The sequence below is a fragment of the Mesorhizobium sp. M0664 genome (assembly GCF_040320565.1).
In the GTDB taxonomy this organism is placed as follows: domain Bacteria; phylum Pseudomonadota; class Alphaproteobacteria; order Rhizobiales; family Rhizobiaceae; genus Mesorhizobium.
The window spans coordinates 1-9,740 of sequence record NZ_JAMYPW010000087.1 but is presented as its reverse complement, the minus strand read 5'-3'; the positions used below and the strand labels follow the sequence as shown (position 1 = coordinate 9,740).

The following is a 9,740-nucleotide window of genomic DNA, read 5'->3' as shown; positions in this document are numbered from 1 at the left end:
AAAGAAAGCTTGACCCCAGCACTCCGGTGCTCAGGTTCTCCTGGCTGCCGGATGCGCACGTCTGCGGTCTTCACCGGATGCGTACTATCGAAGCGGCCCGACGACGAATTGGCTGAAGACGAAGAGCTTCACAGTCCAGGAATACGAACTATTGGGCGTCGAGCGCGAGCCGGGCAAGGCGGCATTCGCCTTGCTGGCGAAGCCCGGTCCCGGAAAATATGCCGGTTCGGCTTTCATCACCTTGAACCAGGAGATGCGCGAACGGCTGTGGAAGCGTGTCCAAGAGCACGCCGGGCCACCGCCGAAGGGCAAAAAGCGGCCGGCGACCATGGGTCAGGCCGGGCTGAAAGCCCACGTCAAGCATCTACGGGGCGAGTTCGGATTTCGCCACGCCTCACTGCAGGATTCAGAGAGGAGTGATACCTCCAGCGAACACGGCACGAATTAGCCGGAAAACCGCGGCGGGCGGGTGCCTCGGGGACAAGATGGTAGATTGCTAATGCGTTTGCGGGTGTGGCCTTAAGTCGCAAACTATTGGCTTCAGAAGCAGGGCGTCGGGCTTCATTGACGGTGCTGCCAACACCATATGGTGATCCATAGCCTCCCAAACGAGAGAAGCTCGCCCCTGACGGGTCGCACTGCGGCCGTCACCCGGCAATTGCTACGAACTAGGAAACCATCATGCCTGAAAATATCAGACTAACTTCGAGAGATGTCCCCCTCATTCAGCTAGGCCTCTATCAATGCCGCTTCCCGGTGAGCGAAGACCCGTCAGTACCCGGTGGTTATCGTTTTTGTGCTGGGCCAACTTCGCCGGATCGCGTCTACTGCGATCACCACCACAACATTGTGACCGCCGTGGACCCTCGTCGAGCCCGTTCGGGTCTCCACCTCGCTCAGCGACGCGCTGCGTAAGTCTGACTGGCGGCGGCCTCCCAGCCAGGCGCTATGCGCTCCAAGGCCTTGGCTACGACCATTCCGTCGGCTCGGTCTGGCGCATCCTCCCTTATGCCGTCTTCGCCGATGTATCCCCCGTCGCCCGATTGAGAACGACGACTTCTCGCCGAAGCGATCGCTTCGTAGCCCGACTGGAAGCTCAGTGTGCTTTTGTAGAGGTCGAGGGTCCAATCCAACGTCTGGACTCCACTGGAGTGCCTGCACTCGAGAGCGATTGGCTCTGCGGCAGCCGATAAGGACCAAATGCGCCATCTGCGGAAGTTCGAGGCATCGCCGATGAACGGCAGCCATCGGGCCCGTCGCAGAAGTTGGGGTGCGAGCGCACTATGGCGCAAGTCGGCCCCATTGCCGACTTTCCCGCACCCAATATTCCTATGAAGGATGATCTTGCTTTGAGGGCAACCACCGTCCACAACACAAAGGCTTCAACGGTTTTTATGCGGCCAATCGGACTTCTGCCGGGCCACAACCGGACAGCCGTTCACTCCGGCAACCCCGCGAACCGCATGTGTCCGATCCAGCGATCGAGGGCCCCGGGGGCGAGGTAGTTTTTCTCCCATTGCCTGCGTTGTTTGCTGATGGAGTCGCCGGGCGAGTCTTTGAGGAAAACCGCAAGTGCTTGCTTTGCTTCCCGCTTGTTTCCCAGACAAGCGTGGATCCCGGCAAGCATGCGCTGTGCGCCGCTCGGGATTCTAGACATTTTCCGCATCGCCGTCAGCGCAGCCCCGCAATCGTTCTTTTCGTAGAGCGCCCAGCCCATCTGCCAGTGGAACCAGTCGGGGTGGAAGGGATCGATGCCCTTGGCCTGCTCGATCCGATCAATCGCTTCGTCCGTGCGGCCAACGTTCAGCAGCACGCCTGCACTCATGACGAGGATATTCGAGTCGCTGGGGTTCAGGGCGATCGCCTGATCGTACCGGGCAAGGGCCTGCTCCATCTCGCCGGCTTCGGTGTGGATGCTGGCGCGGATGTTATGCGCCTCGGAATCGTCGGGAGCGAGTAGAATAGCCTTGTCGGCGTATTCGGCAGCCCGCTTCAACGCCTCGTCGGGGTTATTTTCCTGCTTGTGCCAGAATACCGCGTCATTGCGATAGGACCAGGCCATCCCGATATAGCCGAACTGGGCGTTCGGATCCGCTTCGATCGCCTTGAGGCTGAACTGCCTTAGCAGATCGTTCCCCGCGGCAGAGAAATTGATCTCGGCCCTTCCCATCAACTCGGCCCTTCCCATCAGGTAGTAGCGGAGCGCGCTGACCTGCGCGGCGTCACTCCTTGGCAGCGGGCGCTGGATTCTCTGCCCGACCCGATCCGCAAGCGTGCGGATGATTTCCTCCTGGACGACGAAAAAATTGCCAATCTCCCGGTTGTAGGTGTTGGCCCAGACATGCGATCCGTCATGCGCATTCAGCAACTGGGCGGTCACTTTCAGCCGGTCTCCGACCTTCTGCTGGCTGCCTTCGAGCAGGTAGTCGACGCCGAGTTCATCTCCGATCTTCCTGGTGTCGACCGGCTGGTCGCGGTACCTGAAGCTCGAGTTTCGGGCGATGACGGCATAAGTCTTGCTCCGCGAAAGCTCGGTGATGATCCCCTCGGCGACGGCATCGCTGAGATATCCCTTATCCGCGCCGGTACTGAAGTCGTCGAAGGGAAGGATCGCAATCCTCGGCATGTCGCTCGAAGGAACTGGAGCGGCTCGCCATATTTCCGCGCCGTAGTATGCGCCGATCGCTGCCGGAGCGAGAACGATTGCAGCAAGAATGAAGCCGCGCTGCGAGAATCGTGTCTTGGCACGTTCCGTGTCGGCTGCGGCGTTTGCGTCCGCCGCGTCCGACGGATTGGCATTCAGCCGGTAGCCTCTCTTTGGGAGGGTTTCCACGATCACGTGCGCGTCGTCCCTCAATGCGCGGCGAATATCGGCAATGCATTGAGTGAGGCTGTCGTCGGTCACGAAGGTCTCGGGCCAAACCGCCTGCATCAGCGCATCCTTGGACACGATTTCGCCCGGTCGCGCCGCGAGCACCGAGAGCACCTCGGCGGACTGGCTGCGAAGATTGACCGCTTTGCCTTCGACGGTTCGGAGTTCTTTGCTTTTCGTCAGGAAGGCAAAACCGCGAAACGTGATCGTTTCAGCAGATTTCAGGTCAATTTCAGGGGCCGTTCGGGACATTTCACCTTCCTGGCGCGCTTCCTAGTTTAGCCCATTCGGCCTTCGCCTCCAAGCGATCCCAGCAGCACCGGATGAAACGGAGGACGACATGAATCGCACCAAGCTCATCATCGCTCTCGCTCTTCTTTTGGCAACGCAAACGGCTGCAAAACCGGATCCCCGCATCGCGAGATTCTGTGGTCCTGACCATGTCAACGAGGTTGCCTCAGACGACGTCCGTCCCAACCCCGGCGGTTATTGTGTCGCCAGCCTTAAATCGATGGATAACCGGGCCGGGCCATGTTCACCGCCATCGCTGTCACAATCCTTCTGACCAACCAGGGGGAGCTAATCAGGCTCCCCGACGTGAAACCCATGACCTCCATGGCGGAGTGCAGAGCTTGGACCCATCAACAGGAGTTCATGCGCGTACTCCCCGGCTATCTCGCCACCTTCCATTACTGCGACAACGCATCAGAACCATGATTTTGCAAGGCCTGGCTGTTCACGCTCGGCCGAAGGATGGCACCACTCCTGCCGGGACCAAGGTGTCGAGATCGGGCCTGTTCCGCCGATCTGTCCGAGCGAATATTTGCTGCGCGTCAACCGTGCCGGTGGAGCGCCCGGTGCCAAGATGCCGATCCATACACATCCGGGACCGGAGGCCTTCTATGTGCTGGGCGGCAAGCTCGGCCAAAGAACGCCCCCCGGAGTGAGCTATGCCGAAGCCGGCACGACCATGGTCGGACAGGGGGTCGACATGCCGATGGAGGTGTTCAGCGCCGGCACAACCGCTCTTGATGAGCTGGCCATCTTCATGGTGGACGCCAATCGGCCGTTCTCGTCGCCGGCCAGCCTCGACTGAGGCGACGTTTCGCGGGGTGGCGCGCATGTTTGGTACGAACTGAGGCGGCACCCCAGCGAAGATCCGCAAGATTCGGGAAATTTGGATTTTCGCTTACACGCATCATCGAAGCCGTCGGGCGGCACTGGGCGCGGCGCTATCCGCATCTCAGCCGCAGCTCGCGCTGGCTCCCGGATCATATCGAGTCCGGCGGGACAAGAAAACAGTTCTCATGCTCTTGGGTCGGATGGAGGCATATATGATAGTCGCCGTCCTGCGACGGAATCTCATCACCATATGGGATGAAATATCGCTGTTGCCGCGTGATCTTCCGATGATCCCCGGCCCTCAGGATCACAACCCAGCCACCGAGACGAACATGAACCGCGCCGTTTGGGATTCGCTGACACTCGCCATGTTCGGCGTCGCCGTGACAGCAGGCCGGCGGATAGCTCCATCCGGACGGGGCATCATGTGCGCTCGAGGGAACCAAGAATCCTGACGACGAAAGGGCCGCAAGGACGACCGCGGCAGGGCTTGGCGCCGCGGCATTCCCTTTTCCGATTGCCGCTTCGGCCACATGTTGAAGCAATTACACGCCTGTTACTAGCATTAGCTAACAAAAAGGTGCTGAGGCGTCATCTTATGCACCCGTTCTTGCGTTCCGTTTCGGCATGCTGTCTACCCGGTTCTATCCCGGTTGTGTGTCTCAGTTTGAAATTTCGCGTTCGCTTTCGTTACGCCGTTTCCTGCCTTTGCGTGACAACCGCGTCATCCAGAGGGCAGTGCAACATCACGACCGATGCGGAATCCGTCAAAGCGGTGCGAAACTTCGTAGGAGCAAGGTCTTCGCGAGTGCCGGGCAGGGGATATTTGTCACCACCGCCTCTCGTTCTCGAAAGTAGAGCGAGCGCTACCGAGGAAGGCCCGAGAGACGAAGTCAAGGCTGCATCTGGAGTTGATCGACGGAGAGCGGTTGCTTGAGATGCTTTACACAACCAACGCGCCGAAGCCTGCCCTGCCTCGGCCGCAGGTCAAACTCGACCAGAAATGGCGGGACGTCCATGGCCCGGGCCATTCTCGCACTCGAATTTTACTGATTACATGAGCGGATGGCCCCGTTGGGGGAGCCGCAGACGCGCTCGGCCGAAAGTGTCTGCATTTGGTCTGAGATCGATCGGGTCGAAGCCAATTTCCACCTGCTGCGCTTCACGCTATTGCAAGACATTCAAATTTGAGCTTCCGCACTCATGCTTTGTCGAGAGTATCTCCGTAGGTTTTAGCCGTTCTGAATCGCCGTCGGCGACGATGACGACGAAATAGGAGAACGCAATGGCTCGCAATCACGTTGAACGTCTTGGAGAGTTTAGGGAAATCTTGGTCGCGACGCGGCGCGAAGGAGTCCGTAACGTGCACCATACTCGCGACGCAATGCGGGCAAGTGGCTTTCAGATCGGGGACAGCGACGGCTCCAGCTACGGAGCCGAGCTGAAGGTGCTCCAAGAGGAAATTGAGGCAGTCGATCGCGCCATCGAAGACGAGAAGCGGTTGGCCCTGGCCCTCGAGAGCGCGGCTCAATCCCGCCGACCGACTAAACCGAGAATCGTGAAGGGAACATAGAGTCAGGTAAGGCCCTTGGCGCCCGTCGCGTCGATCGCCTTCGGTACAGTGTCGGGCTCGTCGCCGCCGTGGCGCAGCGCCCTAAAAGCGGACGTTTCGCTTTCGGCTCCTAGCGCAACGCAGAGCATCTGCTCGGCAAAAATCGCTCCTGTGAACTCCGACGTCGCATGCCGGACCAACAGGTTCGGCCAACATCAGGTGTGACGCAGTCCCAACAAACATGCAGTTCAGACAATCGATTACGCGTCTTTGTTGAAGTCGTGCCATGCGGCCGATCCGAAAGGATCGGCCGCATCCGGCATCCTTCACCTTCACTGACTGAAACACGCTTAAAAAAATCGGGCCCGAGTAGACTAAGTTCCATGGACTAAGTCAGAGGCCCGCAATGCGCACCGTCAATATCCACGAGGCCAAGACATCTGTCTCGTCTTGTCGACAGGGGGCCAAAGGCGAATCCTTCATTATCGCCAAATCCGGCAAGCCGATGGTTAAGGTCGTTGCCATAGACGCACCTGCGGCCGGCGAAATGCGTCGGGTGGGGTTTATGGCCGGGCGGTTTTCAGTTCCGCACGATTTTGATCGCATGGCCGATGACGAAATCGAGAAGCTGTTTGGCGGCCACTTCTTCTCGATACCCATCTTCTGCTCTGGGCGGCGGGCGAGCCCGAAAAGCCTCCGCGTGCCGCCCTCGCTGAGATCGAGAATGCCGACAACCACTTGACGTTCAGCGCCGCAAGTCTCTGGGAGATTGCCTTTAAACGCGGTCTGGGCCGCCCTGACGTCAGGGTCGGTGCGCGTCTTTTGTGTCGGGCCTGATGGACAATGTCTATCATGAGCTGCCAATCATCGGCGAGCATGCCATCGCGGTGGATGGGCTCCCACCATCCACAAGGACCCCTTCGATCGGATCCTGATTGCTCAATCGTAAGCGTGGCCTGAAGACCGTCGAAATTTTTGCACTGGCTGGGTCTCGCTTAGCTATCGGTAGAGAGGACCTTTGCCTTCACGAAATCTCGGAATTGCAGCTTGGCTTCTGCTGACTGAAACGCGCGGGCCGGGACAATAAATGCGTTGAGGTTGCGCCGCTGGATTATGAGGGCATCGCCGTCTTCTCGAACATCGGCTATTTCTGCCCAAGGTATAGTAGCGCTGCGTTTGCCTATGGTGGTGGCTATACCTTCGCCATCGACCGCAAGGGTCCGCACTTCCGGTTTGAATTTGAGCATTGGAAACAACACGAAGCCCGCTAACGGCAAGATACCGATGGCGCCAACCAGAGCGAGGCCCGTCCATCCAGTCGGCACGCCGCCAAAAATTCCGAGAGAGGCCGCTACAATTACTGCGATGAAAATGCTGCAGTGTGTCTTCCAGAGGCTGTGACGCCAAGTACGCCAATACCACTGCCAAACTTCGTTGCGCTGAGAGGCGTAGTTGATTGAAATGCTCATAGCGCAATATGTGCAACAGTTTGGATTGTTGGGCAACGATCCAACCGCGCAAATCGCCCCGCTTGGATTATGCAGCTTCAGCTACATTGTGCACTGTCGGCCGCCAGTTCCAGGGCAAGAGCTCATCCCACCGCGCTGCTGGCCAGTCGCCAGCGATCTTGGCGATGACATCGGCGATGTAGGCCTGCGGCTCGAGTCCGTTGAGCTTTGCCGTCTCGATAACTGTGTAGATGGCGGCTGCACGATCGCCACCAGCCTTCGATCCGGCAAACAGCCAATTCTTGCGGCCCAGAGCCACACAGCGCATGGCGCGTTCGGCAATGTTGTTGTCGATCTGCAGGCGGCCATCAGCAAGGAAACGTGTCAGTGAGATCCAGCGTTTGTGGCCATATGCAATCGCCTTGGCCATCTCGGATTTGGGCGAGAGGCGCCGCAGGGCATCGTCGAGATGCCTGCTGAATTCCTGGATCAATGGCAAAGTGCGGTCCTGCCGACTTCGTCGCCGGACATCGGGTTGCTGGCCGCGAACCTCGGCCTCGATCTCATAAAGTTGGCCAATGCGCTCCAGCAGGTCTGTGGTCAGCGGTGTCGGCTTGGTGGCGTGGATATCGAATAGCTTCCGGCGAAAATGTGCCCAGCACGCGACCTCGGTGACACGGTTGGTGTCGTAGAGCTTGTCATATCCGGCATAGCCATCGGCCTGGAGATAGCCGGTGAAGCTGGCCAGCTGCCGTTTGGGGATGTGCGCCGGTCCGGTCGGTGGTGAACTCGTACCAGACCAGTGGCGGCGTCGTGGCACCAGAGCCCCGATCATCGACCGCATAGGCCCAAAGCCTGCCGGTTGCCGTCTTGCCACGTCCCGGATCGAGCATGGGGACCGGCGTATCGTCGGTATGGATCTTCGAGGCTGTCAGCCCGACCTCGCGGATGCGGCTGATGATCGGATCGAGCAAGACAGATGCCTGGCCGACCCAGCCTGCCAGCGTCGATCGGTCGATCTCGATGCCCTGCGCAGCCATGATCTCGGCCTGACGGTACAGCGGCAGATGATGGTCGAACTTGGAGACGACGACATGGGCCAGCGTGCCGAAGGTCGCCTTGCCCCGGGCAATCGCCTTCACGGGCGCTTGCGCCTGGCCGCAGCGCGCCGCCACAGTCGGGACAAGTGCAGTTGCCCTGCTCAGGCTCGATCCGCTGTTCCTCGCGCGGCAGATGGGCGGGAAGCGCCCGAACCGGCGATGGCCGATCGACGGCTGCCGGATGAAAGCGAACAGCGCACCGGAATGCGGGCTCTGCTCCAGAACCTGCTGCGTCATCACAGTAATGCCGTCGAAACCCTTGCGCATGTCCGTCGCGCCGCAAGCCAGGAATATCCGCGTCGATGGCGGCAGCGGGATCATCGTGCCAGCGCGCCGATCACCCGCGACAGGGCATCGGCATCGACCGTGGCGTCCACGGTCACCCTGATCCCCGAAGGCAGCTCGATCCCGATCAAGCCGGGGACCAACGGTGCAATGGGAGCAGGCAACGCGGGCGGCTCGCTGATGTGGACCTCGGCGAAGGCTGGCTCGGCCAGCTTGCGAACCCCGGCAAGCTCACCGGACATCGCTTGCCGCCGCCAGGTATAGATCGAGCCGCTGCCGACGTCGTGGCGCTCACAGGCCGTCCGCACGCAACCGTCGGGGCCGAATGCATCCCGCAGCACGACCAGCTTTTGTTCCACCGTCCAGCGCCGCCGACCGGACACCCGGGCAACGACCTCCATCCGACTACTCATACGATTACTTATATGAGAGCTCGATGCGCTGCTCGCTGAATCCTCGATCTTGCTCGACACCGGCCACCCCGTTCAAAGAGCGGCAATCATCCCGGCGAAGACCCGGCGTGCAAGGCGGCCGGCAGACCTCGCTTACGCCGTAGCTATCCGCGAAAGAAGAGCTGGACGATGCGCTATCTACGCTGGCTTCAGGAACAGCGGTTCGATCATCCCGCGCATCAGATCGCACTCCAGGAGATGGTCGAGGCGGTGCGCGTCTCGAAGGAGCGGGTCGAGCGGCTGGAGCGTGTGATCGAAGAGTTCGTCCCGGCCTGGTCGCTGGCACCGATCGTGTGGGCGCTTCAGACATTGCGTGGGGTAGACCTGATTGTCGCCGTGACGTTCGTCACCGAAGTCGGCGACGTCAGCCGGTTCGAAAGCCCACGCCAGCTCATGGGATATCTCGGTCTGGTTCCCGGCGAGCGCTCAACCGGGGAGACAGTCCGGCGCGGCGGCATCACAAAGGCAGGCAACGGTCGGGTTCGCCACATGTTGGTCGAGAGCGCCTGGACCTATCGACATCCGCCCAAGGTCGGGAAGGCGAAGCTATACCGATTGGAGCAGGCGCCACCGAAGGTGCGTGAGATCGCCTGGAAGGCGCAGTCCCGCCTGACAGCCCGCTACCGCATGCTGAGCGCTCGGGGCAAACGGACAACGGTCGTCTGCACCGCGATCGCCCGTGAACTGGTCGGCTTCATGTGGGCAGTCGCAAGGGAGGCGCGCATCACCTGATCGCTCGCCGCGACGGCGCACATCTCGCGCATGGGCGGAGGCGGGACCACGGCAGGGGAATGCCCGTCAGACGCTTTGTGGCCGGCGAACCGCCGACGCCCGCAGTAAGATAGGAACAGCCCCGGACGCACAATCGGGAATGCGGTAGCCAACCCGCGCATCAGAGCTTGATCACCG

Annotated in this window: 9 protein-coding genes and 2 pseudogenes; 6 read left to right on the top strand and 5 right to left on the bottom strand. The window is 60.4% G+C overall.

Going from position 1 to position 9,740, the window contains the following annotated elements:
• Positions 1-151: 151 nt before the first annotated feature.
• Entirely contained in the window at positions 152-448 is a 297-nt protein-coding gene (locus tag NKI39_RS33755; RefSeq protein ID WP_352837419.1) for a hypothetical protein, read from the top strand.
• A 990-nt stretch (positions 449-1,438) separates the two neighbouring features.
• On the opposite strand, the gene NKI39_RS33745 is transcribed toward NKI39_RS33755, so the two are convergent.
• Positions 1,439-3,124, bottom strand: a complete 1,686-nt coding sequence (locus tag NKI39_RS33745; protein WP_352837416.1) for a winged helix-turn-helix domain-containing tetratricopeptide repeat protein — start codon at positions 3,122-3,124, stop codon at positions 1,439-1,441.
• Positions 3,125-3,212: 88 nt separating this feature from the next.
• Between NKI39_RS33745 and NKI39_RS33740 the strand changes: the two genes are divergently transcribed.
• The 4 genes and pseudogenes from NKI39_RS33740 to NKI39_RS33725 form a co-directional block, all read left to right on the top strand.
• Positions 3,213-3,437 (top strand): hypothetical protein, encoded by a 225-nt coding sequence (locus NKI39_RS33740; RefSeq protein ID WP_352837413.1) that lies wholly within the window; start codon positions 3,213-3,215, stop codon positions 3,435-3,437.
• 300 nt (positions 3,438-3,737) lie between these two features.
• Positions 3,738-3,968 (top strand): hypothetical protein, encoded by a 231-nt coding sequence (locus tag NKI39_RS33735; protein ID WP_352780213.1) that lies wholly within the window; start codon positions 3,738-3,740, stop codon positions 3,966-3,968.
• Between the two features lie 1,311 nt (positions 3,969-5,279).
• A complete protein-coding gene (locus NKI39_RS33730; RefSeq protein ID WP_023679221.1) occupies positions 5,280-5,567 on the top strand; it encodes a hypothetical protein in 288 nt (95 codons plus the stop codon).
• A 385-nt stretch (positions 5,568-5,952) separates the two neighbouring features.
• Positions 5,953-6,183: pseudogene (locus NKI39_RS33725) on the top strand (type II toxin-antitoxin system Phd/YefM family antitoxin); the annotation flags it as partial.
• Between the two features lie 358 nt (positions 6,184-6,541).
• On the opposite strand, the gene NKI39_RS33720 reads toward NKI39_RS33725, so the two are convergent.
• The 4 genes from NKI39_RS33720 to tnpA form a co-directional block, all read right to left on the bottom strand.
• Positions 6,542-7,015, bottom strand: a complete 474-nt coding sequence (locus NKI39_RS33720) for a YcxB family protein (protein ID WP_352614504.1) — start codon at positions 7,013-7,015, stop codon at positions 6,542-6,544.
• Positions 7,016-7,082: 67 nt separating this feature from the next.
• Positions 7,083-7,742, bottom strand: coding sequence for an IS66 family transposase (gene tnpC / locus NKI39_RS33715; protein WP_352837421.1), 660 nt, complete (start codon positions 7,740-7,742; stop codon positions 7,083-7,085).
• A complete protein-coding gene (locus NKI39_RS33710) occupies positions 7,693-8,415 on the bottom strand; it encodes an IS66 family transposase (RefSeq protein WP_352837410.1) in 723 nt (240 codons plus the stop codon). The genes tnpC and NKI39_RS33710 overlap by 50 nt, the downstream gene beginning before the upstream one ends.
• A complete protein-coding gene (gene tnpA / locus NKI39_RS33705) occupies positions 8,412-8,780 on the bottom strand; it encodes an IS66-like element accessory protein TnpA (RefSeq protein ID WP_352614506.1) in 369 nt (122 codons plus the stop codon). Before tnpA ends, NKI39_RS33710 begins: the two co-directional genes overlap by 4 nt.
• Before the next feature lie 150 nt (positions 8,781-8,930).
• Here tnpA and NKI39_RS33700 point away from each other — a divergent pair.
• A pseudogene (locus NKI39_RS33700) lies at positions 8,931-9,563 on the top strand (IS110 family RNA-guided transposase); the annotation flags it as partial.
• Positions 9,564-9,740: the final 177 nt, after the last annotated feature.